This window comes from Geothrix limicola (assembly GCF_030268085.1).
Classification (GTDB): Bacteria; Acidobacteriota; Holophagae; order Holophagales; family Holophagaceae; genus Geothrix; species Geothrix limicola.
Window position 1 is genome coordinate 698,822 of the sequence record NZ_BSDE01000001.1, and the last position, 26,344, is coordinate 725,165.

The 26,344-nt window shown below is 65.2% G+C and carries 20 protein-coding genes; 11 read left to right on the forward strand and 9 right to left on the reverse strand.

Annotated elements, in window-relative coordinates; all coding sequences use genetic code 11:
• Positions 1-4: 4 nt before the first annotated feature.
• Positions 5-700 (reverse strand): succinate dehydrogenase cytochrome b subunit, encoded by a 696-nt coding sequence (locus tag QSJ34_RS02970; RefSeq protein ID WP_285570088.1) that lies wholly within the window; start codon positions 698-700, stop codon positions 5-7.
• Positions 701-1,133: 433 nt separating this feature from the next.
• Between QSJ34_RS02970 and QSJ34_RS02975 the strand changes: the two genes are divergently transcribed.
• The 5 genes from QSJ34_RS02975 (at position 1,134) to QSJ34_RS02995 (ending at position 10,168) form a co-directional block, all read left to right on the forward strand.
• Positions 1,134-3,512, forward strand: coding sequence for a sodium-translocating pyrophosphatase (locus QSJ34_RS02975; protein WP_420798822.1), 2,379 nt, complete (start codon positions 1,134-1,136; stop codon positions 3,510-3,512).
• A gap of 101 nt (positions 3,513-3,613) precedes the next feature.
• Complete coding sequence (locus tag QSJ34_RS02980; protein ID WP_285570093.1) at positions 3,614-5,740, forward strand: S9 family peptidase; 2,127 nt, start codon at positions 3,614-3,616, stop codon at positions 5,738-5,740.
• A gap of 24 nt (positions 5,741-5,764) precedes the next feature.
• On the forward strand, positions 5,765-6,193 hold the full coding sequence (locus QSJ34_RS02985; protein ID WP_285570096.1) for a VOC family protein: 429 nt from the start codon (positions 5,765-5,767) through the stop codon (positions 6,191-6,193).
• An 86-nt stretch (positions 6,194-6,279) separates the two neighbouring features.
• Positions 6,280-7,848: a peptide chain release factor 3 gene (locus QSJ34_RS02990; RefSeq protein ID WP_285570099.1), complete on the forward strand. Its 1,569-nt coding sequence runs from the start codon at positions 6,280-6,282 to the stop codon at positions 7,846-7,848.
• 115 nt (positions 7,849-7,963) lie between these two features.
• Positions 7,964-10,168: a TonB-dependent receptor plug domain-containing protein gene (locus tag QSJ34_RS02995; protein ID WP_285570102.1), complete on the forward strand. Its 2,205-nt coding sequence runs from the start codon at positions 7,964-7,966 to the stop codon at positions 10,166-10,168.
• Positions 10,169-10,226: 58 nt separating this feature from the next.
• Here the strand turns inward: QSJ34_RS02995 and QSJ34_RS03000 are convergent, their stop codons facing one another.
• From QSJ34_RS03000 to QSJ34_RS03020, 5 genes are all read right to left on the reverse strand, one after another.
• Complete coding sequence (locus QSJ34_RS03000; protein WP_285570105.1) at positions 10,227-11,150, reverse strand: class I fructose-bisphosphate aldolase; 924 nt, start codon at positions 11,148-11,150, stop codon at positions 10,227-10,229.
• An 80-nt stretch (positions 11,151-11,230) separates the two neighbouring features.
• Entirely contained in the window at positions 11,231-12,298 is a 1,068-nt protein-coding gene (locus QSJ34_RS03005) for a DUF3187 family protein (protein ID WP_285570108.1), read from the reverse strand.
• Between the two features lie 12 nt (positions 12,299-12,310).
• A complete protein-coding gene (locus QSJ34_RS03010; protein WP_285570110.1) occupies positions 12,311-13,168 on the reverse strand; it encodes a 3-hydroxybutyryl-CoA dehydrogenase in 858 nt (285 codons plus the stop codon).
• A 149-nt stretch (positions 13,169-13,317) separates the two neighbouring features.
• A complete protein-coding gene (locus QSJ34_RS03015; protein ID WP_285570111.1) occupies positions 13,318-14,154 on the reverse strand; it encodes an alpha/beta hydrolase in 837 nt (278 codons plus the stop codon).
• Positions 14,155-14,255: 101 nt separating this feature from the next.
• Entirely contained in the window at positions 14,256-14,948 is a 693-nt protein-coding gene (locus QSJ34_RS03020) for an HAD family hydrolase (RefSeq protein WP_285570114.1), read from the reverse strand.
• Between the two features lie 53 nt (positions 14,949-15,001).
• On the opposite strand from QSJ34_RS03020, the gene QSJ34_RS03025 reads away from it, so the two are divergent.
• The 4 genes from QSJ34_RS03025 (at position 15,002) to QSJ34_RS03040 (ending at position 17,477) form a co-directional block, all read left to right on the forward strand.
• A complete protein-coding gene (locus tag QSJ34_RS03025) occupies positions 15,002-15,358 on the forward strand; it encodes a hypothetical protein (RefSeq protein WP_285570117.1) in 357 nt (118 codons plus the stop codon).
• A gap of 161 nt (positions 15,359-15,519) precedes the next feature.
• Positions 15,520-16,335: a hypothetical protein gene (locus tag QSJ34_RS03030; RefSeq protein WP_285570120.1), complete on the forward strand. Its 816-nt coding sequence runs from the start codon at positions 15,520-15,522 to the stop codon at positions 16,333-16,335.
• Between the two features lie 99 nt (positions 16,336-16,434).
• Positions 16,435-17,100: an aquaporin Z gene (gene aqpZ, locus QSJ34_RS03035; protein WP_420798823.1), complete on the forward strand. Its 666-nt coding sequence runs from the start codon at positions 16,435-16,437 to the stop codon at positions 17,098-17,100.
• Between the two features lie 74 nt (positions 17,101-17,174).
• Positions 17,175-17,477, forward strand: a complete 303-nt coding sequence (locus QSJ34_RS03040) for a hypothetical protein (protein WP_285570125.1) — start codon at positions 17,175-17,177, stop codon at positions 17,475-17,477.
• A gap of 359 nt (positions 17,478-17,836) precedes the next feature.
• Here the strand turns inward: QSJ34_RS03040 and QSJ34_RS03045 are convergent, their stop codons facing one another.
• The 3 genes from QSJ34_RS03045 to QSJ34_RS03055 all read right to left on the reverse strand — a co-directional run bounded on the left by QSJ34_RS03045 (position 17,837) and on the right by QSJ34_RS03055 (position 22,311).
• Entirely contained in the window at positions 17,837-18,493 is a 657-nt protein-coding gene (locus QSJ34_RS03045) for a hypothetical protein (protein ID WP_285570128.1), read from the reverse strand.
• 123 nt (positions 18,494-18,616) lie between these two features.
• A complete protein-coding gene (locus tag QSJ34_RS03050) occupies positions 18,617-19,387 on the reverse strand; it encodes a TIGR00282 family metallophosphoesterase (protein WP_285570131.1) in 771 nt (256 codons plus the stop codon).
• A 59-nt stretch (positions 19,388-19,446) separates the two neighbouring features.
• Entirely contained in the window at positions 19,447-22,311 is a 2,865-nt protein-coding gene (locus tag QSJ34_RS03055; protein WP_285570134.1) for a TonB-dependent receptor, read from the reverse strand.
• A gap of 157 nt (positions 22,312-22,468) precedes the next feature.
• Here QSJ34_RS03055 and QSJ34_RS03060 point away from each other — a divergent pair, with 157 nt between their 5' ends.
• Both QSJ34_RS03060 and QSJ34_RS03065 read left to right on the forward strand, forming a co-directional pair.
• Entirely contained in the window at positions 22,469-24,208 is a 1,740-nt protein-coding gene (locus QSJ34_RS03060) for a SpoIVB peptidase S55 domain-containing protein (RefSeq protein WP_285570137.1), read from the forward strand.
• Between the two features lie 3 nt (positions 24,209-24,211).
• Complete coding sequence (locus tag QSJ34_RS03065; RefSeq protein WP_285570140.1) at positions 24,212-26,344, forward strand: hypothetical protein; 2,133 nt, start codon at positions 24,212-24,214, stop codon at positions 26,342-26,344.

A 26,344-nucleotide genomic window follows, 5' to 3' on the forward strand; every position in this document is an offset into this window, starting at 1 on the left:
TGGATCAGTGGATGATGCCGGCGAGGACGGCGATGGGATAGGTGATGTTCACGCCCACCACCAGCAGGGTCAGGCCGGTGGCGAAGCCGCGCCGGAGGCTGTCATAGCGGGGATGAGACAGTCCCAGGGACTGGGTGCAGCTCCACACGCCGTGCCACATGTGCAGGCCGAGGCAGAGCTGGGCCACGATGTAGAAACCGGCCGCGGCGGGCACCTTGAAGCCATTGACGAAATTCGCGTAGGGGTTCGCGGGATCGAAGTTCGGGTGGACGGTGCCCGTCGTGAAGTGAAGCAGGTGGTAGACGATGAAGACCGCCAGGATGGTGCCGCTCCAGCGCATGGTGCGCGAGGCGAAGGTGGATCCGACATTCTGCTGGGCGCGGTAGCCCACGGGACGGGCGGCCCGGTTGTCCAGCGTGAGGGTGACGGCGGCCCAGACGTGCAAGCCCGCGGCAGTCAGCAGGATGCTGCGGAAGATCCAGATGCCCCCGCCATGCAGCATGGTCTTGAGGAAGTGGGCGTAAGCGTTGAAATGCTCCGCACCCATGTAGGCCTGGGTGTTGCCGATCATGTGGACGGTGACGAATCCGAAGAGGACGATGCCCGTGACGGCCATCACCACCTTCCTCCCGACCGATGAGGCCAGGAAACCGTGGCCGCGGGCTTCCGCGCCCGCGATGCTCTGTTCAGCGACGGACATAGGTGGACTCCTTGAAGAAGGGGTGAGGGTGGAACTGAGGGCCCGCAGCGGCGGTGCACCTGGATCGAAGAACGGGCCGTAGGTGACCCGATTATCTTCCCCGGGGGGTGGATTCCCAAGTCCCTTGGAGCGGGCGTTGGTCACAGTGCATCTTGACCTGTCCTGATGAATAGAGGAAGGGCCCCCGGGGGCGGCCCAGCCTTGCGGGGAGACGCTGTTCCAGGCTAGAGTTGCTTACGATCCAACACGATCTTCGGTGGTTCGCTCCCGGTCGGGGGCTCGTGTCGCTTCAACACAGGCCGCCTGGGTTCCACGCTTCTCATCCACTTCAACATCCCTAGTTCCCCTTTCTGAATCCATTTGGAGGAAAACCATGGAGACGATCAAACGCCTGCTTGGCGCGCTCGCGCCCGGCCGAATCACGAAAGGTGTGATGACCTCGCTCATCGCCCTGCTCATGACCTCGCCCGTCTTTGCGGGCGGTGAAGCCGAGCTGAAGATCCCCGCCCTGCAGGGCAGCTTCATGGGCATGACGGGCCACAACCTGCTGCTCATCGGTCTCTTCATCTGCCTCCTCGGCATCGGCTTCGGGCTCGTGCAGTACGCCCAGATCCGGGATCTTCCGGTGCACAAGTCCATGCTCGAGATCTCCGAGCTCATCTACGAGACCTGCAAGACCTACCTGGTCACGCAGATCAAGTTCATCGCGATCCTCTGGGCCTTCATCGCGGTGATCATCGTTGCGTACTTCAAGTTCCTCGCCCACACGCCCATGGGCTGGGGCCAGGTGATCGTGATCCTGCTGTTCTCGATCATCGGCATCCTCGGCTCCGTAGCCGTGGCCTGGTTCGGCATCCGCATCAACACCTTCGCCAATTCCCGCACGGCCTTCGCATCCCTGCGCGGCAAGCCCTTCCCGACCATGGAGATCCCCCTGAAGGCCGGCATGTCCATCGGCATGCTGCTCATCTCGGTCGAACTGCTCCTCATGCTCGCGATCCTGCTCTTCATCCCCGGCAACGCCGCGGGCCCCTGCTTCATCGGCTTCGCCATCGGCGAGTCCCTCGGCGCCGCGGCCCTGCGTATCGCGGGCGGCATCTTCACCAAGATCGCCGACATCGGCTCTGACCTCATGAAGATCGTCTTCAAGATCAAGGAAGACGATGCCCGCAACCCCGGCGTCATCGCCGACTGCGTGGGCGACAACGCGGGCGATTCCGTCGGCCCCACGGCTGACGGTTTCGAGACCTACGGCGTTACCGGCGTCGCGCTCATCACCTTCATCCTGCTGGCCGTCAAGGAACCCTCCATCCAGGTGTCCCTGCTGGTGTGGATCTTCGTCATGCGCGTCGGCATGATCGTGACCTCAGCCGCCTCCTACTGGATCAACGGCCTCTGGGCGAAGGCCAAGTTCGGCGCGGCCTCCAAGTTTGATTTCGAGACCCCCCTCACCACGCTGGTGTGGCTGACCTCCATCGTCTCCATCGTGGCGACCTACGTCCTGTCCTACATCCTGATCGGCAAGCTGCCGGACCACCTCTGGTGCAAGCTGTCGACCATCATCACCTGCGGCACCCTCGCCGGCGCGCTCATCCCCGAACTGGTGAAGGCCTTCACCTCCACCAATTCCGGCCACGTGAAGGAAGTTGTCACGGCCTCCAAGGAAGGCGGCGCCTCGCTCAACATCATCTCGGGCCTCGTCGCGGGCTACTTCTCCGCCTACTGGATGGGCCTCACCATCGTCGCCCTCATGGGCGCCGCCTACTACGTGTCGACCTTCGGCCTGGGCGGCTTCATGGAAGCTCCCGCCATCTTCTCCTTCGGCCTCGTGGCCTTCGGCTTCCTGGGCATGGGCCCCGTCACCATCGCCGTGGACTCCTACGGCCCCGTGACCGACAACGCCCAGTCCGTCTACGAGCTGTCCACCATCGAGGAAGTCCCCGGTATCGAAGCAGAAATCCAGAAGGACTTCGGCTTCAAGCCTGACTTCGAGAACGGCAAGATGTACCTCGAAGAGAACGACGGCGCCGGCAACACCTTCAAGGCCACCGCCAAGCCCGTGCTCATCGGCACCGCCGTCGTGGGTGCCACCACCCTGATCTTCTCGATCATCCAGGTGCTCAACGGCAAGTTCGGTGTGGATGGCGTGTTCCGCGGCCTGTCCATCATCAACCCGCTCTTCCTGCTCGGCATCATCACCGGCGGTGCCATCATCTTCTGGTTCTCCGGCGCGGCCTGCCAGGCCGTGGCCACGGGCGCCTACCGCGCGGTGGAATTCATCAAGCAGAACATCAACCTGGATTCCGGCGCCACCAAGGCCTCGGTGGAAGACTCCAAGAAGGTCGTGGAGATCTGCACCCAGTACGCCCAGAAGGGCATGTTCAACATCTTCCTGGCGGTGTTCTTCTCCACCCTCGCCTTCGCCTGCGCGAACCACTACTTCTTCATCGGCTACCTGATCTCCATCGCCGTCTTCGGCCTCTACCAGGCCATCTTCATGGCCAATGCCGGCGGCGCCTGGGACAACGCGAAGAAGCTTGTGGAAACCGAGCTGAAGGCCAAGGGCACGCCGCTCCACGATGCCTGCGTCGTGGGCGATACGGTCGGCGATCCCTTCAAGGACACCTCCTCCGTCGCGCTGAACCCGGTCATCAAATTCACGACCCTCTTCGGCCTCCTGGCCGTGGAACTGGCCATCGAACTGAACCCCGTGACGGCGCATATCTGGGCCCTCGTGTTCTTCCTGATCTCCACGGTCTTCGTGTGGCGTTCCTTCTACGCCATGCGCATCCCGAACATGGAAGTGAAGTAGGTCTCGCGCTCGATTCTTGGCGCGATCAACATCCGGGCCCCTCAAGCGAGGGGCCCGGCCTTTTGTGGTACGGTGGACCGCATGCCTGACAGGAGCCTTCCATGCCCCTTCATTCCTTCCGCTTGGCGGGCCTGGCGGTCCTTGTGAGCGCCTCGGGTCTGATGGCCGAGAACCCCGTTCCCCCCAGGGCCAAGACTGCTGAACACATCTCGGTCTGGCGGGGCGAGAAGGTGAACGACCCCTGGTTCTGGCTGCGCGAGAAATCCAATCCCGAGGTGGTGGCTTATCTCAACGCCGAGAATGCCTACACCGAGGCCATGACCGCAGGGCTCAAGCCCTTTTCGGAAGCCCTGTACAAGGAGTTCCTCGGTCGCATCAAGCAGACGGATCTGAGCGTCCCCGTGCGCCGCGGCGCCTACTTCTACTACTCGCGCACCGAAGAGGGGAAGCAGTATCCCGTCCAGTGTCGGCGCAAGGCTGCTCCGGGGGGAAGCTACGACGAAAAGGCCGCCGAAGAGGTCCTGCTCGATCAGAACGAACTGGCGAAAGGGCTAGCCTTCCTCGGTCTGGGCGGCCTGTCCGTCAGCGATGACGACAAGACCCTGCTCTTCAGCACGGATGATACGGGCTTCCGTCAGTACAAACTCTTCACGAAGGACCTCGCCACGGGCAAGGTCAGCATGGCCCTGGCAGAACGGGTGACATCCTTCACGTGGGCCGGTGACGCGCACCACGTATTCTATGTCACCGAGGACGCCACCACCAAACGCTCCAACCAGCTCTGGCGCCTGGATCTGCGGACGGGGAAGCCGGAGCTCGTGTTCGAAGAAAAGGACGAACTCTTCCTGCTTGAAGTGAAGCGCACGAAGGATCACGCGTTCGTGATGCTGAGCAGCGAAGCCACCGACACCTGGGAAGTTCGCTACCTGGCCGCGGGTGATCCCGGAGGCGCCTTCAAGGCGCTGCTGCCCCGGGAGAAGGGGCACAAGTACGACCTCGAACACCGTGACGGCCTCTTCTACATCCGCACCAACAAGGGCGCCAAGAATTTCCGGCTGGTGTCGGCTCCGGTGGCCACACCCGATCCCAGGCACTGGACCGAGGTGCTGCCCCATCGTGCCGACGTGCTTCTGGAGGGCATGGAGCCCTTCCAGAATTTCCTGGTGGTATCGGAAAAGAGCCAGGGCCTGGACCGGTTCCGGATCCTGGATATGAAGACCAAGGCCTGGCGGGAGGTCCGCTTTCCCGAAAGCGTCTACAGTGCGGCGCTCGGCGATACGCCCGAATTCACCTCGGCCTCGGTCCGCCTCGGTTACCAGTCCATGGTCACGCCGCCGAGCGTCTATGACTGCGAGATGGCCACGGGCAAACAGACGCTGCTGAAGCAGACCGAGGTGCTGGGCGGCTACGACAAGTCCGCGTACGTCACGGAGCGCCTGTGGGCGACGGCGCGGGACGGCGTGAAGGTGCCGCTGTCCGTGGTCTACAAGAAGGGCATGAAGCGGGACGGCACGGCACCGCTCTTCCTCTACGGCTACGGCTCGTACGGCATCGGCATGCCCGCCACCTTCAACATCCCTCGGCTCAGCCTCCTGGATCGCGGCATGGTCTACGTCATCGCCCACATCCGCGGCGGGAACGAGATGGGCGAGGCCTGGCACGACGACGGCATGCTCTTGAAGAAGATGAACACCTTCACGGATTTCATCGATTCCGCCGAGTGGCTCGTGAAGGAGAAGTGGACGTCGAAGGATCGCCTCGTCATCGAGGGCGGCAGCGCCGGAGGCCTCCTGATGGGTGCCGTCACAAACCTGCGCCCAGACCTGTTCAAGGCCGTCCACGCCGCCGTGCCCTTCATGGACGTGATGAACACCATGCTGGATGCGAGCCTGCCCCTGACGGTGGGTGAGTACCTGGAGTGGGGCAATCCCAACGAGAAGGCGGCCTTCGATTACATGCGCGCCTACAGCCCCTACGACAATCTGCAGAAGAAGGCCTACCCGGCCATGCTCGTCACCAGCAGTTTCAATGACAGCCAGGTGATGTACTGGGAGCCCGCCAAGTACGTGGCCAAGCTTCGCACCTTGAAGACGGATCGCCATCCGCTGCTGCTGAAGATGAAGATGGAGCCCGCGGGTCACGGCGGCGCCTCGGGCCGCTACGACCGCCTGATGGATACGGCCTTCGAATATGCCTGGATGTTGTCCCAGGTGGGCCTGTCCAAATAAAACCCATCCCGGAAGGAGGAAGCCATGGTTCAGCCTGTGCCCGAGGGGTACCACACGGTGACACCCTACCTCGTCGTGGGCGATGGGGAGGGGCTGCTTGCCTTCCTGCAGGCGGCCTTCGGCGCGGTGGTCGTCAGCCGGGCCGTGCGCCCGGACGGCTCCATCGCCAATGCCGAGGTGCGCCTCGGGGATTCGATGGTGATGGTGGCCCAGGCGAAGGAACCCTGGGTGCCCATGCCTACGGGCCTCTACCTCTACGTGCCCGATACGGATGTCACCTACCGGGCGGCCCTGGCCGCCGGTGGGGTGTCGCTGCTGGAACCGGCCGACCAGTTCTACGGAGACCGCAACGCCGGCGTACAGGATCCCTGGGGCAACAACTGGTGGATCGCCACTCATATCGAGGACGTGGACGAGGCCGAGGTCCAGAGACGCATGGCGATCCGGGGTTGAAGCCAATCTCCAAAGGGCGCGGAAGCGCCCTTTGGAGTTAGAATGGACATGGCGCGGCTCAGCCGCGCCTTTCTATGTTGGAACCCATGAACCTTGCGGAAGAAATCCAGCGGCGGCGTACCTTCGCCATCATCAGCCACCCCGACGCGGGCAAGACGACGCTGACGGAAAAGCTGCTGCTCTACGGCGGCGCCATCGACCGCGCGGGTAGCGTGAAGGCCCGCGAGGGTGGCGCGGCGGCCCATTCGGACTGGATGAGCATCGAGCAGGAGCGCGGCATCAGCGTCACCTCCGCGGCCATGCAGTTCGAATACATGGGCCGCGCCATCAACCTGCTGGATACGCCGGGCCACCAGGATTTCAGCGAGGACACCTACCGCGCGCTCACGGCGGCCGACGCTGTGGTGATGCTGCTCGACTGCGCCAAGGGCGTGGAGGAGCAGACGAAGAAGCTGTTTCGCGTGGCCCGAGAGCGCCGGCTGCCCATCTTCACCTTCGTGAACAAGCTGGACCGCCCCGGCCGCGAGCCGGTGGAGCTCATCGACGAGGTGGAGGAGCTGTTCGGCCTCCATGCAGTGCCCATGACCTGGCCCATCGGATCGGGCACGGATTTCAAGGGCGTCTACGTGCGCGCCACGGGACAGATCCAGGTCTTCGAGCGCGCCAAGGCCGGCCGTAAGGCCCGCGTGGCCGGGCAGGGCGGGCTGGACGATCCCGAGATCGCGGCCCTGCTGACACCCGCCGAACTGCAGCAGCTCAAGGACGACGTGGACCTCATGGACCACGTGCTGCCGGCCTTCGACCGCGAAGCCTTCCTGCGGGGCGAGCAGTCGCCCATGTTCTTCGGATCGGCCGTGAACAACTTCGGTGTCGCCGAATTCCTGGAAGAGTTCCTGGATCTGGCCCCGGCGCCGGGCGCGCGGCCCCTCATGAACGGTGGCGTTGTCGAACCGGAGCAGCCCTTCACGGCCTTCGTGTTCAAGGTGCAGGCCAACATGAACAAGGCCCACCGGGACCGCGTGGCCTTCGCCCGCATCGTGTCCGGGAAGTTCGATCGGGGCATGGACGCGCTGCACGTGCGCGAAAAGAAATCCATCAAGCTGAACTACCCCCACATGTTCTTCGGCCGTGAACGGCAGATCGTCGACGAGGCCTATCCGGGTGACATCCTGGGCCTCATCAACCCCGGCCTCTTCCGCATCGGCGACGTGCTGAGCGCCGCCGGGGCCGTCGAATTCCATGCGGTGCCGCGTTTCTCGCCCGAGCAGTTCGCCTCCGTGCGCCTGGCGGACCCGGGCGCACGAAAGGGCTTCCTCAAGGGCCTGGGACAGATCGCGGAAGAGGGTGTGGTGCAGGTTTTCTGGCCCAAGGGCGGCGCGCCGCTGCCCATCCTGGGCGCCATCGGACGCCTGCAGTTCGAAGTGCTGCAGCACCGCCTCAAGGATGAGTACGCCTGTCCCGTGCTGCTGGAGCCCCGCGGCTTCCAGATGGCGCGCTGGCTCGAGGGCGGTTGGCCCGAACCCAGTCGCTTCTGGGGCGAGCTGGTGGAGGATGTGGAGGGCAATCCCGCCATCCTCTTCGAGAACGATTGGCAGCGCCGAACCACGGCCGAAAAATGCCCTGGCCTGACCTTCCTGGAGCATCCGCCGAAATAATTCCAGTCATGACCGGGCGATTTTCGCGGGCATGAAATATTAGATCTTTATTCCGTAAATTCATGATCCTCACGCGTCTTCCGATAGGTTCCCCAGACCTCAATAGGAGGGGACCATGTTCAAGACGCGTATCGCGTGTACTTGGTTGTGTTTGGCCCTGACGGCGGGAGGTGGACTGTGGGGGCAGTCCCAGAAGCCGAAGGAAGCAGTCGCCCATCCGAAGAACGAAGAAGATCCGGACAAGGATCTGCAGGAGCTCCAGGCGCTCCTGAACATCAAGATCATCAGCGTGTCGAAGGTGGCCCAGCGGCCCATCGATGCGCCGGGGGTCGTGGGTGCCGTCAGCCGAGATCAGATCACCGACTACGGTTGGACCAGCCTCAACGACGTGCTGGGCAACCAGCCGGGCTTCTCGCCCAGCCAGGATTTCGACCGCCGGACCATCAGCGCCCGCGGGGTGTTCGAAGGTTGGAACAACAACCACCTGCTGGTGCTCGTCGATGGCATTCCCATGAACGACAACATCTACGGGACGGCCTACACCTGGGAGGTGACGCCGCTGTTCATGGCGAAGAACCTCGAGGTCATGCGGGGCCCGGGTTCGGCGCTCTACGGCTCCAATGCCGTGGCCGGCGTGGTGTCCATCAACACCGTGAAGGCCGAGGACATCAAGCAGGGCGGTCAGGCCCGCCTGCGTTTCGGTGATCGAGCCACCCGCTCGTTGGATTTCATGACCGGCGGCAGCGCGGAACTGTTCACCTACGTGGCCTCGTACAGCACGATGGCGACCAATGGGAATGAATACGCCACGCTGGATGGATCGGGGCGCACGCTGAGTTCCGGGGGGCTGTCCTCCTTCAACACGCGTGACCACCGGGACAACGATTACTTCTTCGCCAAGGTGGAGGGTCTCTACGGCCTGGAGGGACTCAGCCTGCAGTTCCACCAGCAGCGCTGGTCCTTCGATACGGGATATGGCTGGCTGTTCCAGATTCCCGATGTGCCCGAAAGCATGAACGAGCAGCGGCAGATCATCGTGCTGCGCTACGGGCTTGAAACCGGAGATCTGACGCAGGAGTACAGCCTGCGCTACCAGACCCACGCCATCGACTGGAACACCCGCTACTACCCGGCCGGAACGGTCTACGCTCCGGGACTCACGGAGATCCTGAAGACGTCCGCGGACGAACTGTTCTTCCGGGCCCAGGCGACGCTGAAATGGGGGGAGAGCGGGTCGGTGGTGGGCGGGGTCGAGGTCAACCGCTTCACCTACGACGGCGACCGGGCCCACTACAGCAACGTGGATCTGAACACCAACGGCAGCTTCACCGCCTCACCGGACGGCAGCCCCATCCCACTCAAGGGCTTCCTCCAGTGGACCCAGAGGGATCCGGTGCTTCGGACCGCCGCCTACCTGCAGGCCGCCACGGGGCGGATCCTGAACGGGGTTCTCGATGTCACCGCGGGGCTTCGCTATGACAAGCAGAGCTCCGATTACAACGCCCTGGATCAGCCTTCGCCCACGCCAGGGACCTACGTCCAGAACAAGCTGGAATATTCGAAGGTCAGCCCGCGACTGGGCCTGGTCTTCCACGCGGGCGATGACTACAGCTTCAAGGTGCTCGTGGGTCGCGCCTTCAGAACCCCATCACCCGCCGAGACCTTCGGCGCGAACACCTATGCCCTGGCCTCGAACATCCACCAGCTTCAGCCGGAGACATCGGACAGCGTGGAGCTGGCTTCGGACTGGATCATCAGCAAGAACCTGAATTGGCGGATCAATGCCTACCAGGCCAAGATGAAGAACCTCATCGGCTACAGCGTGGCCAACGCGAACCTGAGCACGAATCTGTACACGCTCACGACGCGGGGCCTGGAAACCGAACTGTTGTGGGCCAGCGGCGCCTGGAGCGGCTACGGGAACCTGTCCTACGCCAAGCGGGTGGATGAGACCATCCTCGATCCCACCATCCAGTCCAGTGGGGACGTCACATGGCTGCCTTCCGAAACGGCCAACGTCGGAGTTTCCTGGAAGCGGGAGAACCTGAGCCTGAGCGCTGCCGTGCACTACCAGGGCAAGGTGCTGCGCCGCTCCAGCGACAACAACGTGCCGCTCTTCGCGGCCCAGCGGCCCGAATCCGTGGATCCCTGGACTTCGGCGAATCTGCGTGTCGCCTACCGCTTCGGCCCGGCGGTGGAAGTCGAACTCGGCGCCAGCAATGCCTTCGATCAGAAGGGGTACTTGGCGAAGAACTTCCAGTTCCCCTTCGATTACCGCATCGATCCGCGGACGTTCTGGATCGGCATCCGGCTGAGGTAAAGGAAAAGCGGCGCAGATGCGCCGCTTTTCATATCGCGGAACGCGCAGCGTTCCGCGCCTACCTGGCGTTCTTGTGCAGATCCATCACCGCATGCAGTAGCTCGATGGCTTCGGCCCTGGGGCGCTGGAAGGCGTTGCGGCCCATGATGCTTCCGAACGCCCCGCCCGCCGCGATCTCCGCCACCTCGGCCAGGACTTCGTCCGTGCCCTTGGCTTCGCCGCCGCTGAAGATGACGATGCGCCGTCCGTTGAAGGCGCTGCGCACCACTTCCTTCACGCGCTCGGTGAGGGTGCCGATGGGGATGGCGTGCTTCTCGAAGACCTTCTTGGCCTCGGCCTGCTCGAGGTGCATCTTGGGGGGCTTCACCTTGATGATGTGGGCACCGAGCTGGGCGGCGATCTGGGCGGCGTAGCCCGAGACGTCGATGGCGGTTTCGCCTTCCTTGGTTAGGCCGATGCCACGGGGGTACGACCACACGACGGAAGGCAGCCCCACGGCTTTGGCTTCGAGGATGAGTTCGCGGAGGGCCTCGTACTGCTCGTTGCGGGCGCCGCTGCCGGGGTAGATGGTGTAGCCGATGGCGGCGCAGCCGAGGCGCAGCGCGTCTTCTACGCTGCCGGTGATGGCGCTGCAGGGCTCGTGGCCCTTGCTGAGGCCATCGCTGTTGTTGAGCTTGAGGATGAGCGGGATGTCACCGGCGTAGTCGGAGGCCACGTGCTCGATGAAACCGAGGGGTGCCGCGTAGGCGTTGCATCCGGCCTCGATGGCCAGCTCCACGTGGTAGCGGGGATCGTAGCCCGCCGGGTTGGGCGCGAAGCTGCGGGCGGGCCCGTGCTCGAAGCCCTGATCCACGGGCAGGATCACGAACTTGCCCGTGCCCGCGAGGCGGCCGGTGTTCATGATGCGGGCCAGGTTCGCCTTCACGCCGGGGTTCTCTGAGGTGTACCAGGAAAGGATTTCGCGGACTCTCGCCGTGGCCATGGGGACTCCTTGGATGGGGGGTGAATGCCCGCATTCTACCGGTTCGCCTAGCCTCTTCCTCGATTTCAGGCGATGGCCGGCTAGAAATGTGACGTAAGGCTGAGGCCCAACCCCATGTCGGCGGTATTGCCCTGATGGGTGATGTTGTTCAGGTAGTGGAAACTGAGGGTGATGTGCGGCGTCCAGTGCCAGTGGGCTCCGAGGTCGTGCTGGAGGCTGGGCCGGTCGAAGGCCTGGTGCGGCTGGGCGGCCATGAACCCGCTCTGCCAGTAGAGCTGCAGGAAGGGCTGCACCCGGGGCCAGCGCCGGTACTCCCAGGTGGCGTGGGCCCCGGTGCCATCGTGGAACCCGATGGTGTTGTAGTCCGCGCTGCCGGGGGGACGATGCAGGTAGGCGCCCCCGAAGTAGAAGGCGTGGCGGCCGCCATTCCACCAGGCGCCCGTGAGGCCGTAGCTCTGGTCCCAGCCGGATTGATACACGCCATAGGTGCATGTGAGGGGCGGTTTCAGACTGAAGGTGGCGGAGAGGGTCCAGGGGCCGCGATTCAGCAGCCGGTGTGTGAGGCCGAGGACGGGATCCTGGGGTTTGCCGAGGATCCTCTCGTTGTTGAAGAAGATGAGTTTTCCGTGCTGGACGACGACGAGCGTCACCTGGTTCTGCAGGACGAGATCCCGGCCGTACTGCTCGAAGCCGATCTTGTGGAAACCTTCGATGAGGGGGTCGAGAAAGCCGCCCGTGTGGTTCTGCACGGGAAACCGCAGCCACAGGTCGGTGTCGTCGGTGAGTCCGTAGCGGCCTTCCACCTCGAACCGCGCGATCTCCTCGTCGAAGAAGTAGACCGTGGGCAGATCCGCATAGTCCTTGAGGCGGGCTTCGACGTACTCGCGGGTGACGGCCACGCGGCCCTGGGTGTCCCGGGGCGGGTTCTGATCGAAGACATCGGAAAACTGGAAGGTGTTCGCCTCCATCCAATGCAACGCCCAGCGCCAGCGCCCGCCTCCGAGGGGGCGCGGGTCGGCGGGCTGGTAGGCGATGGGCGGCAGGAAGAGGGGGAACATCTCCCGCGTGGAGGGCGGCCCCATCTCGTGGAGGGGCTCCTCCGCGAGCAGCCGCTGAAGGGCCAGCAGGGCCAGCGCCGCGCGACGCAAGGCGGATCCGCGTCAGGCCTTGGCGTAGTCGTAGAAGCCGCGGCCACTCTTCTTGCCGAGCCAGCCCGCATCGACGTACTTGATCAGCAGGGGGCAGGGTCGGTACTTGGGATCGCCGAGCCCCTCGCGCAGCACGTTGAGGATGAAGAGGCAGGAGTCCAGGCCGATGAAGTCCGCGAGGGCGAGCGGGCCCATGGGATGGTTCATGCCCAGCTTCATGATGCCGTCGATGCTTTCCACGCTGGCCACGCCCTCGTAGAGCGCGTAGATGGCTTCGTTGATCATGGGCATGAGCACGCGGTTGCTCACGAAGCCCGGGAAGTCGTTGCAGGGGATGGGGGTCTTGCCGAGCTTCCGGGACAGCTCCATCACGGCCTCGAAGGTGGCCTCGCTGGTGGCCAGGCCGCGGATGACCTCGATGAGCTGCATGACCGGCACGGGGTTCATGAAGTGCATGCCGATGAAGGCTTCGGGGCGCTTGGTGACGGCGGCCAGCTTGGTGATGGAGATGCTGCTGGTGTTCGAGGCGAGGATGGTGCCGGGTTTGCACGCCGCATCCAGCGTTTCGAAGATCAGCTTCTTGACCTCCCACTTCTCGGTGGCGGCCTCGATGACGAGGTCGCAGTCTGCCAGATCCTCCAGGCGGGTCGTCAGCTTCACGCGGCCGAGTACGGCGGTCTTTTCCTCGGCGCTCATCTTGCCCTTGTCCACGCCACGCTGCAGGTTCTTGTCGATGGTGGCCAGGCCCTTCTGGGTGAAGGCTTCGCTGATGTCCTGCATGAGGACCTGGAAGCCCGCCTGGGCGAAGACGTGGGCGATGCCGTTGCCCATCTGACCCGCGCCGATGACACCGATGGTCTGAATGCTCATGGAGAACTCCTGAAAGAAAGGGCGTTGGGAATGGACGTCTGGATGGCGCAAGGAAGGCGCTCGGCTGCTGTCGGTGTGGACCTCAACGGGCATGGTAGCGCCGGTGCCCTGAGGAGGGCGTCATCAACCCGGAGCCACTTTCCCGGCCGTCAGGAGGTCTTGCCCGCATGCGTGGCGGCTTCCACCCAGGCCTGGATGGCGGGCAGGGAGGCCCCACTGACCATGGGCAGGTCCTCGTGGCCGATGCCCGGCAGCCGCAGGTAGCGCTTCCACGCGGCGGGGCTCACCTCGTTGAAGGTGTCGCCACAGGCCACGGGCAGGGTCTGGTCGGCCTCGCCATGGATGATGAGGGTCGGCGCCTTCACGGTGGCGACCAGATCCCGTGCCTGGGGTTTGGCGGTGAGGATCGGGTCGAAACTGAGGCGCGTGAAGGGGCGCACCAGCAGAGGCACGCGGGCGCGGAAGGAGGGCAGGACCTCCTCGAAGCTGGAGGCCCCGGCCAGCAGCGCGAGGCCGTCGACGGGCCGATTGGCGGCGAGGTAAGCCGCGCTCTGGCTGCCCAGGGAGTAGCCCATCACCAGGGTGGGCAGGCCCTCGCGCCTCGCACTGTCGAAGATGCGCAGGCAGTCCTCCCGCATGGCCTGGAAGCCCATGGCGCCATCGCTGAACCCGTTGCCCCTGTAGTCGAAGCAGACCACGTCCACCTGGTAGGTTTCTGCCAGTGACCAGAGGCGGCGTCCCACGTTCCACAGCGAATCGCCATTGCCGTAGAAGTAGATGAGAGTGGCCTTGGGTGCCGGGTGCGCGAGGCGCCAGCCACGCAGCTGCCCGCCACCCGCCAGGGCCAGTTCCAGAGGCTGGCGGGCGATGCGCTCGGGCAGGGGCTGGACCTTGCGGCCGGAGAGGAGCCGGGTCTCCGTGATGGGAAAGGCGCAGCCCATCAGTGCAAGGAGGAGGCTGGCGCTCAGGGCGGGGACAAGCTTCACGATGACTCCATGGGAAAGTCCAATCCTACTACAGACAAGGCATCAGAACAGGCATGAAAGCAAGCCTGGGTGCGGGTTTGCAAAGATAGCTCTGGGTGGCGCTATGAGGAATGGGCCGCCAGCCAGGCGGGCAGATCGCGGATGGAATCCAGCACGGGGAAGGGGGATTCGACGGGCTCGGCGACCACTTCATGGGCCCAGGTGAGGTGATAGGGGATGTGGACCGCGCGGGCCCCGAGGGCGAGCACGGGCAGGATGTCGGATTTCACCGAATTGCCCACCATGGTGAAGGCGTCTGGCGCGATGTCGTGGCGGTCGAGGATGGCGACGTAGGCGGCCTCGTCTTTTTCGGAGACGATCTCGATCTTCGAAAAATGGCCGCCGAGGCCGGATTTCGCCAGCTTGGTCTCCTGGTCGAAGAGGTCGCCCTTGGTGATGACCATGAGGTCGAAGGATCGGGCCAGCTGCTGCAGCACCTCGGCCACGCCGGGCAGGGGCTCCACTGGCTTGGCGAGCATGGCCTTGCCCAGCTCGACCACCTGTCGGATGCCCGCGCCGTCCAGGCGGTCCTCCGTGAGTTCCAGGGCTGTCTCGATCATGGAGAGGGTGAAGCCCTTGATGCCGTAGCCGTAGTGGCCGAGGTTGCGCATCTCCGTGTCGTGCAGGCGGGCGTCGATCCAGGCGTCGTCGTGGAAGGGGCGCAGCAGGGCGCGGAAGGCCTCCTGGGTTTCGGCGTAATAGGTCTCGTTGTGCCAGAGGGTGTCGTCGGCGTCGAACGCGAGGGTGCGCATCATGGTTGATCCCGGGCAGATTCCCAAGCCTACAATGGACGATACACGGAGACACCATGGCCGCATCCAAGACCCGCATCGACTGGGCCCTGTTCCTGCTGCGGCTGGCCGTGGGCGGCATGGCCGTGATGCAAGGCTTTTCGGTGCTCCGTGGCGCCCACGGCGCCATCACCATGGCCCACGCCTCGACGTGGGGGCTGGCCCTGGGCGAGCTGGTCTGCGGCGTGCTGATCCTGCTGGGCATCTGGGTATCCCTGGCGGGTGGCATCCTCGCGGCAGTGCTGGGCTGGCCCCTGGTGCACGGATGGATGCACGGCGCCGGTCTTCTGTCGAACCTGAGCGCGCTTTTCCGCCTGCTCGTGGGCCTCGCCTGCGCCCTGGGTGGCGGCGGCAAATGGGCCTTGGACCGGTAGGAACCCTATAAAAGTTCCACCACGGAGGCACGGAGGGCGCCGAGGAACTCACGGAGAAAAAGGGAGAAAACCAGGCTCAGGCCATGTTCTTTTCTCCGTGTTTTCCCTCGGTGAGCTCAGTGTCTCCGTGGTGAATTGGTTAGGTCATTTGGGGAGAATCCATGCTAAGACCGCCTCACCACCAGATCTTCGCCTTCGACGCAGAGTGGGTGCCCGACCCCGCCACGGGCCGGCGGGTGCTGGACCTGCCGAAGGAGATGCCTGACGAGGACGTGATGATGCGCATGTGGACCTACGGCGGCGCCACGGAGGCCGATCCGCGACCCTACCTGAAGACGATCCTTTGTCGCGTCGTGTCCATCGCGGCGGTGATCCGCACCGTGAAGCACGGCGAGGTCACGCACCGCCTCTATGCGCTGCCGGAGGGGCCGGAGGCCCTGCCGGAGGACGATCTGCTGCGGCGCTTCCTGGTGGCCATGGGCGACAAGAAGCCGCAGCTGGTGGGTTTCAACTCCCGCGATGCGGACCTGCCCATCCTCGTGCAGCGGGCCATGGTCCACCGCCTGTCGATCCCGGGCCTGGGTCGCAGCGCGGAGAAATGGGCCGCGGGGGATTTCTTCGACCGCTACGGCAACCAGCACATCGACCTCCGCGAAATCACCGGCGCCTGGGGCAAGGCCTCGTCCACGCTCCACGAACTGGCCACGGCCTGCGGCATTCCCGGCAAGCTGGGCACGGACGGCAAGAGCGTCATCGACCTGTGGCGGGCGGGGGACATCACGGGCATCGTCCGCTACAACCAGTTCGACGCCCTCACCACCTTCCTGGTTTGGCTGCGGGCCATGACCCTGTCGGGCCATCTCACGCCCGAACAGATGGAAGCCGAGGAGGCTCAGATCCGGGCGCTGGTCGAGCAGAAGGCGACCATCGATCCCCTCTTCAACCTCTTCCTCGAGGGTTGGACCCGACTTTCCTGATCCGCAAAGACTTGAACCCTCGTTCCGCCCGGATAGACTGACTCCGATATTTCCACCCATCGGACGTTTTCTTCCCAGGAGGGACGTGTGAACAAGCGCATGGCGGCGGAATTCTTTGGAACGCTCTGGCTGGTGCTGGGCGGATGCGGCAGCGCGGTGCTGGCGGCGACCTTCCCGGGTGTGGGCATCGGGCTCCACGGTGTAAGCCTGGCCTTCGGCCTCACGGTGCTGACCATGGCCTATGCCATCGGGCCCATTTCCGGATGCCACCTGAACCCGGCCGTGACCCTCGGTCTGGCCGTGGGCGGGCGCTTTTCCTTCAAGGACGTGCCCGGCTACTGGCTGGCCCAGGTCCTGGGGGCCGTGGCGGCCTCGGCCCTGCTCTACGTCATCGCCACGGGCAACGGATCCGCCATCGGCGGTTTCGCCAGCAACGGATTTGGCGACCATTCGCCCGGGAAGTACGGCCTGGGCGCCGCCTTCCTGACCGAAGTGGTCATGACCTTCTTTTTCCTGATGGTGATCCTGGGCAGCACGGCCAAGAAGGCGGCTCCCGGTTTCGCGCCCATCGCCATTGGTCTCTGTCTGACTCTCATCCACCTCATCAGCATCCCCGTTACGAATACGTCCGTGAATCCGGCGAGAAGCACCGGGCCGGCCTTGTTCGTGGGCGGGTGGGCCCTGTCCCAGCTCTGGCTGTTCTGGGTGGCCCCGCTGATCGGCGCCGCCCTGGCCGGGACGCTCTTCCCCAAGCTGGAGGAGTGAGTTCGGGGTTCAGACTGGCATGGCTTGAGCAAACCCCTTTCCGGGCCGATACACTTTTGACCCGAGGAGTTGCCATGAGCCAAGAGATCCGCCCCGAGGACCTCATCGTCACCGAACAGGATGGCACCCGTCGCATCAACCATGACGTGATCGAGAGCTATGGCCTCTTCAACCTGCCCCGCGCCACCATGCGCCAGGCCCTGATGGTCTACTACGACAATGCCAGCCGCCAGGGCCGCGGCCCGGCCCAGATCGTGCGCACCTTCATCACCCTCGCCAGCTCCATCACCCGCTTCCCCAAACAGGTCGCCATCAACTTCACCCGAGGCGTAGCCTACCGAAGGAATATGCGGATGTTGAGGCGCTTCAGCCGCTGAAGGCGGCTGACGGGTCGCGGAGCACGCGGCTGAATGCCGCGCGCGAAGCGGGGCACCCGTGCGCCGAGAATGCGCTTCAGCCGCTGAAAGCGGCTGAAGGGTCGCGGAGCACGCGGCTGAATGCCGCGCGCGAAGCGGGGCCCCGTGCGCCGAGAATGCGCTTCAGCCGCTGAAGGCGGCTGACGGGTCGCGGAGCACGCGGCTGAATGTCGCGCCCATGCGGGTCGCTGCATGCGCGACAGAAGTCGCGTATGCAGCGGGGACCCGCAGGAAGCGAATCAGATTTTGGCGAAGCGGGGACCCGTGCGCCGAGAATGCGCTTCAGCCACCTGAATCGGAATCAGTTGTATGGACTGGGCCTAACGCCGGCCGGACCAGCCGCCACGGAACCCACCGCGGAAACCACCTCCGCGAAAGCCGCCGCCAAGGTAGCCGCCACGGAAACTCCGGGCCGTCCCGCCGTAGTACCGGGTCACGCCGTGCCAGCGGCCGCCGCCCCAGTACGCGGGTCCGTGCCAACCCCAGCCCCAGTAGGCGCGGTGGAAGCCGTACCAATGGCCCCATCCGTACCCGTACCACCCGTAGTAGGCCGGGCCCAGCACGCCGAAATAGGGCATGGGGCCTAAGCCCCATAGCCACGGCGCCAGTACCCAGCACCAGCCGTTGTCCGGGTAGTAGACGTACATGCTGGGGGTTGAATCATCGGGGGGCCTGTACGTGTAGGCCTCTCCATAGGGCATCCACACCCAGCCGTACTGCTCGGTGTGCACCCACTGGCCATCCCGGTCGGCGGGCTTTCGCTGGGTGGGAGGCGCCGCATCCGTGGGCGGAGCGGGGCGGGCGGCCGGGGGAGGGGGCAGTTCCGCGGGTGGCGGTGTGGGAGGCTTGGTCGCTTCGGGGGCCTGAGGATCCGCGCGAACCACCCGCTCAGGCCGTTCGGGCTCCTGCGGGGTGGCCATAATGGGCATGGAATTCAGGGTTGCGAGGATCAGCAATGTGTTCAGTGCGGATGTCATGGCTGCACCTCCCTACCTCATTAGACCGCAGTTGAGCCTGGCGGGTTGAGTCAGGAAATCCAGCCGGATCAACTCCTTCCAAAAAGTAAGTCCAACCCGGCGAGCCTTCAAGTAAAGCCTGTGTCAAAGCGTCCGCAAGATCCGCTGGATGCTCGTGGCCTTGCGGCCTTCGGTGGTGATGAGCACGGCGTGGAGCTGCAGGTCACCCTCGGCCACCTCGTACTTGGGTCGCTGGACCTTGAGGAAGCGGCCCAGGCTGGCCTCCTTCTTCATGCCGATGACGCCGTCGTAAGGGCCGGTCATGCCGATGTCCGTCACGTAGGCAGTGCCGCCGGGGAGCACCTTGGCGTCGAGGGTGCCCACGTGGGTGTGGGTGCCCACCACCGCGGCAGCTCGGCCATCGAGGTGGAATCCCATGGCCTGGGCCTCGCTGGTGGCCTCGGCGTGCATGTCGACGATCACGAGGTCGGCGCGTTCCCTCTGGAGGATGGTGTCCACGCAGCGAAAGGGACAGTCGCAGGGGGGCATGTGCACCCGGCCCATGAGGTTGATGACCAGCACTTCGGCGCCCGAGGGGGTGTGCAGCTTCACCCAGCCGTTGCCGGCCGTTTCAGGGGGATGGTTCGCCGGGCGCAGGATGCGCGGTTCCTGGCGGAAGTAGGTCTCGATGCCTTTGACGTCGAAGGCATGGTTGCCCGTCGTGATCACATCCACGCCGAGGCGTTCGAACCATTCGCGGGCGATGGGCTCGGTGATCCCATGTCCGTGCGCGGCATTCTCGCCGTTGATCACCACGAAATCGGCGCCGGTCTCGCGCCGGAGTTCGGGCACAAAAGCCTCCACCAGGCGCCGGCCCGGTTCACCTACGACATCGCCCAGGGCAAGAATTCGCATGGATCAACCATAACGAAAAAGGGCGGCGCTTGCGCGCCGCCCTTGGGTGCTGATTCGGACTAGAAGCTGAGGCGCGCGCCGAGCTGCACCTGGCGGGGGCTGGAGGTCGCCTGCTGGCCATAGGCCAGGACGGGCGCGGCATCGGTGCCACTGGTCCAGCGGACCTGGGCATAGCGATCCACGTGGTTCAGGAGGTTGAACACTTCGCCGGAGAGGCCGAGCTTGACACGGCGCACCAGGGTCCAATCCCGGCTGATCTTGAGGTCGAGGTTGGTGATGGTGGAACGGCGGAACCCATTGCGCTGGGTGCCGAGGAGCCGGTCGTTGCTGGTGTTGCCGTCTCCGTTCAGGTCCGTGGTCCGGAAGACGCTGTAGGGGCTGCCGCTGAGGTAGCGGACGTTGAGGCCGAAGTTGATGCCTGTCCACCGCCGTTCGTGGAAGTTGAGGTAGCCGGTGAGCGTGTTGCGGCGGTCCGTGTCGGCCCAGCTCCACTCTGCGTCGAGGTTCCGGCTGTTCTGGGCGCCGTAGCCGGAGAAGTTCCGCTCGTTGGAGTCGTTGTCCCGGTTCTGGGCGAAGGTGTAGAAGAACTGTGCCGTGAAGGGAGAATCATCCTTCTGGTACTTGGCGCTCAGAGTCAGTGCGCTGTAGGTGCTGGAGACGTCGCTGGTGTACTGCGCCAGCCAGCGGAACTTGGTGTTGGGCCGGGTTCCGAAGACCTCGCGGCCCTGGGCGTTGAGGGTGGGGTTGGGAAGGTTGATGTCGTTCAGACGCTCCAGATTCTCACCCTTGGCATAGGCGGCCGAGGCGCCGAGCACCCAACCGCCGTAGGTCCGCTCCACACCCACGTTGACCCGGTCCGTGTAGGGGTTCCGGAAATTGGGGGAGAAGGTGAAGACGTCGAGGGCAGGCAGAGCGACTGTCGGCAGGCTGGCGAGCACGAAGGGGTTCGCGGGATCGAAGCCGGCACCGCGGGGAACGCCTCCCGTCGCCGTCGGCGTGAAGGTGATGCGGGCCGCCCGCACGCCGTTCTCCGCATAGACCTGGAAGAGGAAGACCGACGGGGTGCGGCTCACGTAGCGGCCCACGTTGGCGCGGACGACCGTGCGGCCGTTGTCTTCTTCGGGGGTCCAGACGACGCTGAGGCGCGGCGAGTAGCGGCTGTCGTTCGGGATGTGGGCGGTAACGGGCATGGAAGTCGCCATGGGGTTGCTGAAGTCCGCAATGAGGAAATCCGGGTGCTCCTGGCGGTCCCATCGGAGGCCGAGCCCGACCTTGACGCCATTGGTCGGAGTCCAGTCAGTCTGGACGAAGAGAGCGGTCTCCTTTTCCTTCGCGGAGAAGGTGCCCGAATCCTTGGCGGTCAGCCCAGGAATCAGGCTGAAGCGCTGCTGGTACTGGGACCAGTTGCCGGCCCGGAAGCTGGCGATGTCGGAGAAGCTGTAGGAGCCGTACTGGGTGCTGGCGAAGACTTCCGAGACGTCCGTATTGTTGAGGTCGACGCCGCCCTTCACCTGCAGGCTGGGCGTGACGTAGGTCAGGGTCTCGGTGATCTGGGTGCGCTTGGTCTCGAACTCGCGTTCGTAGTTGGGGCCGCTGCCGTAGGTGATCACGCTCGAGACCGACACCTGGGGCAGGGTGCTGTTGGGGTGCCGGGGCTGTTCATCCTTGGTGGAGGTGATGCGGAATTCATTCACCCAGTTCGCGCCGAGGGTCCAGTTCCACTGGCCAACGAGGGAGGTGGTCTTGATGTCATCCGAAGACACGGCGTCCAGGGAGTTGAAGGTGCCGGTGTTGACGTTGCCCTTGAAATCCGAGTGGTTCACGCGGAACTGCAGGCTGTGGTCGTTGTTCACGATCCAGTCGAACCGGGTGAAGACCGTGGTGGAATCCGCCTTGGTCTTGTAATCGGCGTTCCTGGCGATCAGGGCCGCGTCCGCGGGAACGGCAGGGTTCAGGGGGAAGAGACCGGCCGGCGGGGTACTGCTGCCGAGCAGGAAGCCATCGGGGCGGTTTTCCTTCTGACCGTCGACGGCCACGAAGTAGAAGAGCTTGTCCTTGACGATGGGGCCGCCGACGGAGAACCCGAACTGCTCGGTCTTGAAGTCGGTCAGTTCAAGGCCCGTGGTGTGATCCTTGGCCACCAGGCTGTGGGGGCGCGTGTAGTAGAAGAGGCTGCCCGCGAGATCGTTGGTTCCGTTCTTGGTGATGGCGTTGACGTAGCCGCCGCCCATGCGGCCGAACTCGGCGCTGGCGCCGTCGGTGATGACCTGGAATTCGCGGATGGCTTCGATGGATACCGTGAAGGGCGTCTTGCCTTCAGCCGAACCGGTCATGCCGCCGAAGAAGGCCTGGTTGTAGTCGCCACCATCGATGTTGATCGAGGTGTTGATGCCGCGCTGGCCGGCGATGGCCAGGTTGCCGCGGCTGGAATCCACCTGCACCTGGGGGGTGAGGGTTGCGAAATCGATGAATCCGCGGCCCTTCACGGGGAGGCTGGCCAGGGCATCGGGGCTGATGCTCGTGGCGGCGGTCGCGCGATCCGCATCAAGCTGCGTGGCGCTGGCCGTCACTTCCACCACGGCTCCGGTTTCAGCGGCGAGACGGATGGTCAGGGGGGCGGCATCGCCGAGGTTCAGGTTCACCTTCACGTTGCTGGCGGTCTGGAAGCCGGCCTTGGTGACGGTCACCGTGTAGGGGCCCACGGGCAGCAGGGTGGCCAGGTAGCGGCCCTCAGAGCTGGTCTGCTGGGTGCGGGTCAGGCCCGTCTCCTGGTTGTGGATGACCACCGTGGCGCCGGCGATGGCCTGGCCCTTGGCGTCCAGGACCCGTCCGCCGAGCTGGGCGGAGACGCCTTGGGCGAGCAGAGGGGTCGAGGCCACCAGTAGGGCCACCAGGGATGAGCTGTGCAGATGCCTTGAACGCATAAGAAGTTCCTCCGATTCCCAAAGAGTAGCGGGCTCCAGTCGTCTTACGAGGGTTGACCTTGGGTCTAGGAACGAATGTGACGTAAATGGCACAGGATGGTCACAGGGGGATCCGCCCGGGCCGTCTGTTAGGCTTCTTACTTTCCTTGAGATCCCCATGAAACTGGCTGTTCTGGCTCCTTTATTCCTGTCCGTGTCCTCCCTATGCGCTCAGGGACCCGGCACCCTGGGGGTGTCCGAGATCCGGGCGGGCATGAAGGGCTATGGCCGCACCGTGTTCCAGGGCGGGAAGATCGAACGGTTCGAGTTCGAGGTTCTGGGCGTGCAGAGGAACGCCGCGCCGGGCCGGAGCCGCATCATGGTGCGGGCCTCGGGCGGTCCCTTGGCGGAGACGGGCATCCTGGCCGGCATGAGCGGCAGCCCCTGCTACATCGACGGCAAGCTGATCGGCGCCCTGAGCACGGGCATCCTCTTCGAGAAGGAGCCCATCGGTGGCATCACACCCATCGCGGAAATGCTCGAACAGCTGCGCGACATCCCTGAGACGGCGCCTAGCCACACTCCGCTGATCCTGCCCAAGCTGGAACCCCCCAAGGTGCTCAAGGCGGCCCTCCAGGGTCAGATGCTGGATTTCAAGTCGCTGATGGGGGACCAGGACCCTCAGGCGCTGCCCATGGCCATGGCGGGAACCCCGCTGGGGCCCGAGGCCCAGCGCTTCTGGTCCGGGTGGCCTGTGACTTTCACGGCGGGCCCGTCCCTGTCCGGCGGCAAGGAGGACGCCAGTCCCCTCGAACCCGGTGGCATGGCGGCCATCACGTTGATGCAGGGGGACCTGGATCTGGCCGCCTCCGGCACCATCACCTATGTCTCCGGCAAGCGCGTGCTGATGTTCGGCCACCAACTGTTCAACCTCGGGGCCGTGGACCTGCCCCTCTGGTCCGCCACGGTGGCCACCACGGTGGCGAGCTACCAGAGCTCGTTCAAGATGGCCATGCCCGTGGCACCCATCGGCGCCCTCCGGCTGGATCGCAGTTCGGGCGTGGCGGGCATCCTGGGGGCCGAGGCCCACATGGTGCCCATGCGGATCGGCCTGAACCTGGGGGGCAAGCGCACCCAGAATTTCCGCTTCGAGATCATGGACCATCCCGTCGCCACGGCGGCCCTGGCCGCCACGGCCGTGGCCCAGACCCTGGATGCCCACACCCGCGGGCTGGGCCTGCAGAGCCTTTCGATGCAGGGCAACATCAAGCTGGTGGGGCATCCGGCCATCCAGATCGAAAACGTCATCGCGGACCTGAACCCCGGCCGCATCGCCCAGTACCTAGGCGCCATGCTGCAGGCCATCTGTCTGAACCCCTACGAAAAACCCGTGTTTGAGGGCATCTCGCTCACCATCAAGGCCGAGGAGCGCCTCGACCTGACGGCCATCGCGGGCGTGCGCCTGCTCAAGGCCCGGGCCAAGCGGGGCGAGATCCTGCCCGTGCTGGTCACCCTGCAGAACATCCAGGGAGTTCGCGAAACGGCCACCTTCAACATCCAGGTGCCCTCCTCCGCCGCCAAGGGGAAGGCCATCCTCATGGTGGGGGACGGCTTCAGTCTCACCGCCGCCGATCCCGACGAGCGCATGGTCGAAACCGCCTCCCTGGGCGACGTGGTGCGCATCCTGAACGGCGCCATGCGGAACAACCACGCCTATGCCCTGCTGGTGCAGGCGCAGCCGGGCGCGGGCCTGCGTGGCAGCCGCATCGAAGGCATTCCCCCCTCCGTCGCCAGCCTGGTGAATGGCGACGGCTCCAGCAGCGACAACCGGCTCCAGCGCCGCATCGTGGGGAGGGCCCTGCTCCCTCTGGAACGCGAGGTGCGCGGAATCAGCCAGATGGAAGTGGAGATCGAGTAGACCATGTGCCATGTACGAAAGGGATCTATGCGCTGGATGACCTTCCTCCTGTCCGCAGCCGTGGGTGTGTCCGCCCTGGCGGACCAACCCTCGGCCACCTTCTCGGGCTTCAACGACTGGCTGGGCTCCGAGGCGCGCGGTGTGCGCATCGGCGCGGATGGTCGCCTGCGCCTGGCGCCCAATCTGCGCCGGGTGGCGCAGTTGCCCGAAGGCGTGATCTGGGCCGCGGTGCCGGACGGCACGGGCGGCGCCTACCTTTCCGCGGGCACGGACGGAAAGCTATTCCACTACGTGGGCGGCCAGATGAAGCCTTTGGGCCAGGTGAAGGGAGGCATCGTCTTCGCCATGGCGCGCCTGGGCCAGGATCTGATCGTCGCCCCCACCGGTGAAGGCAAGCTCTTCCGCGTGACGCCCTCGGGTGATGTGAAACCCTTCGCCGACATCGACGCCCGCATCGTCTGGTCCCTCGCCGTCGAGGGCGACGCCGTGCTCGTGGCCGGCGGGGCCGAAAAGGGCGCGGTGCTCGTGCAGGCCCGCGAAGGGTCGAGCCGACGCCTGGCCGAACTGGCCGACGAAACGGCCTTCACGGCCATGACTCCGGATGGGCAGGGGGGATGGTACCTCGGCAGTCATGGCCGTGGCCTCGTGCTTCGCTACAACCGCCTGGGCGACCACCTGGAAACCCTGATGGACACGCCCTTTGAGGAAGTGCGGGCCCTGACGCTCGTGGACGGCCAGCTCTACATCGGCGCCGACAACGGCCTGACGCCCAAGTTCAGCACCGGCCAGTTGGAGCGGCGCGAAGGCTACCTCCAGGCTGACACCTCGGCCACCACCCGCTCGGCCGTGATCCGCCTGGACAAGAATCGCGTGCCCGAAACCCTGTGGCAGAGCGCCCAGAGCCAGGTCTACGCCCTGACCGCCTGGAAGGGCCAGCTGCTGGTGGGCACGGGCAACCGCTCCCGTCTCTTCGCGCTGCCCCTCGGCAAGGCCCGTGACACCGACCCCTTCGCCGTGGTGCAGGAACTGGGCACGGCCCAGGCCACGGCCTTCCTGCCCGTGGGCGGCGACCTGCTGGTGGTGGGATCGAACCCCGCCGAACTGCATCTCCTGTCCGAGGCCCAGGCCACCGAAGGCACGCTGGAATCCAAGATCCTCAAGGGGGCTCCCATCGCGGACTGGGGCCGGGCCTACCTGGACGCCGAGGCGCCGACGGGCACCAATGTGGAACTCCAATTCCGCACGGGCAGCACGGAAACCCCCGACGCCACCTGGAGCACCTGGACGCCGCCCCTTCGCAGTGGCGAGCGCCCCGCGCTGCCGCCCGCGCGTTTCGCGCAGTTCCGCCTCCGCCTCAGCAGCACCCGCGGCGGCGCCACGCCCATCGTGGAGACCGTGAGCCTCTACTGGGCTCACCGCAATCTCGCGCCGGTCTGGGAGGGCGTGGACATCATGCCTCCGGGCCTCGTCATCACGCGCACCGCGCCGCCCGATGACATCGGCATCGAGCGGGTGCCGCTGGAAACCCAGAAGCTCATCCCGGCCCTGGGCTACATGGGCGCGGAGAAACGCAGCTTCCGCCGGGGCGGCCAGAGCTTCCTTTTCCGCGTGAACGATCCCAACGGTGATGCGCTGCAATTCACCATCCAGCTGGTGCCCGAGCACGGCTCGCCCATCCTGCTGGAGAAGGCCTGGAAGGAGCGCTTCTTCAGCTTCGACACCCTGCCGGTGCCCGATGGGCGCTACCGGCTGGAGGTGACCGCCTCGGACGCCCCCTCGGCGCCCTTCAACGCGGTGCTCACGGGCACCTGGCGCACCGCGCCCTTCACGGTGGACCACACCCCGCCCGCCCTGGCCGAGCTCAGCGCCGTGCCCGAAGGCGGGGGCGTGCGCCTGAAGTTCGTGGCCCGCGACGAGACTTCGGTGCTGAAGGAGGCCGCCATCAGCGCGGACGGCGAGCACTGGCTCCAGATCGTGCCCGAGGATCGCGTCTTCGATCAGAAGGAGGAGCGCTTCGATGTCCTGGTGCCCCGGGAGGCGCTGCGTGGCGACCGCCTGCTGGTGAAGGTCGTCGATCAGTACAACAACGAGCAGTCCGCGGCTGTCAGCCTTTCCGAGGCAGGCAAGAAGCGCTAG

Excerpts from the sequence above, each read along its gene's own strand:
- QSJ34_RS02970 (WP_285570088.1), bottom strand. The coding sequence starts at position 700 with ATGTCCGTCGCTGAACAGAGCATCGCGGGCGCGGAAGCCCGCGGCCAC.
- QSJ34_RS02975 (WP_420798822.1), top strand. The coding sequence starts at position 1,134 with ATGACCTCGCTCATCGCCCTGCTCATGACCTCGCCCGTCTTTGCGGGC.
- QSJ34_RS02980 (WP_285570093.1), top strand. The coding sequence starts at position 3,614 with ATGCCCCTTCATTCCTTCCGCTTGGCGGGCCTGGCGGTCCTTGTGAGC.
- QSJ34_RS02985 (WP_285570096.1), top strand. The coding sequence starts at position 5,765 with ATGGTTCAGCCTGTGCCCGAGGGGTACCACACGGTGACACCCTACCTC.
- QSJ34_RS02990 (WP_285570099.1), top strand. The coding sequence starts at position 6,280 with ATGAACCTTGCGGAAGAAATCCAGCGGCGGCGTACCTTCGCCATCATC.
- QSJ34_RS02995 (WP_285570102.1), top strand. The coding sequence starts at position 7,964 with ATGTTCAAGACGCGTATCGCGTGTACTTGGTTGTGTTTGGCCCTGACG.
- QSJ34_RS03000 (WP_285570105.1), bottom strand. The coding sequence starts at position 11,150 with ATGGCCACGGCGAGAGTCCGCGAAATCCTTTCCTGGTACACCTCAGAG.
- QSJ34_RS03010 (WP_285570110.1), bottom strand. The coding sequence starts at position 13,168 with ATGAGCATTCAGACCATCGGTGTCATCGGCGCGGGTCAGATGGGCAAC.
- QSJ34_RS03020 (WP_285570114.1), bottom strand. The coding sequence starts at position 14,948 with ATGATGCGCACCCTCGCGTTCGACGCCGACGACACCCTCTGGCACAAC.
- QSJ34_RS03025 (WP_285570117.1), top strand. The coding sequence starts at position 15,002 with ATGGCCGCATCCAAGACCCGCATCGACTGGGCCCTGTTCCTGCTGCGG.
- QSJ34_RS03030 (WP_285570120.1), top strand. The coding sequence starts at position 15,520 with ATGCTAAGACCGCCTCACCACCAGATCTTCGCCTTCGACGCAGAGTGG.
- aqpZ (WP_420798823.1), top strand. The coding sequence starts at position 16,435 with ATGGCGGCGGAATTCTTTGGAACGCTCTGGCTGGTGCTGGGCGGATGC.
- QSJ34_RS03040 (WP_285570125.1), top strand. The coding sequence starts at position 17,175 with ATGAGCCAAGAGATCCGCCCCGAGGACCTCATCGTCACCGAACAGGAT.
- QSJ34_RS03045 (WP_285570128.1), bottom strand. The coding sequence starts at position 18,493 with ATGACATCCGCACTGAACACATTGCTGATCCTCGCAACCCTGAATTCC.
- QSJ34_RS03050 (WP_285570131.1), bottom strand. The coding sequence starts at position 19,387 with ATGCGAATTCTTGCCCTGGGCGATGTCGTAGGTGAACCGGGCCGGCGC.
- QSJ34_RS03055 (WP_285570134.1), bottom strand. The coding sequence starts at position 22,311 with ATGCGTTCAAGGCATCTGCACAGCTCATCCCTGGTGGCCCTACTGGTG.
- QSJ34_RS03060 (WP_285570137.1), top strand. The coding sequence starts at position 22,469 with ATGAAACTGGCTGTTCTGGCTCCTTTATTCCTGTCCGTGTCCTCCCTA.
- QSJ34_RS03065 (WP_285570140.1), top strand. The coding sequence starts at position 24,212 with ATGTGCCATGTACGAAAGGGATCTATGCGCTGGATGACCTTCCTCCTG.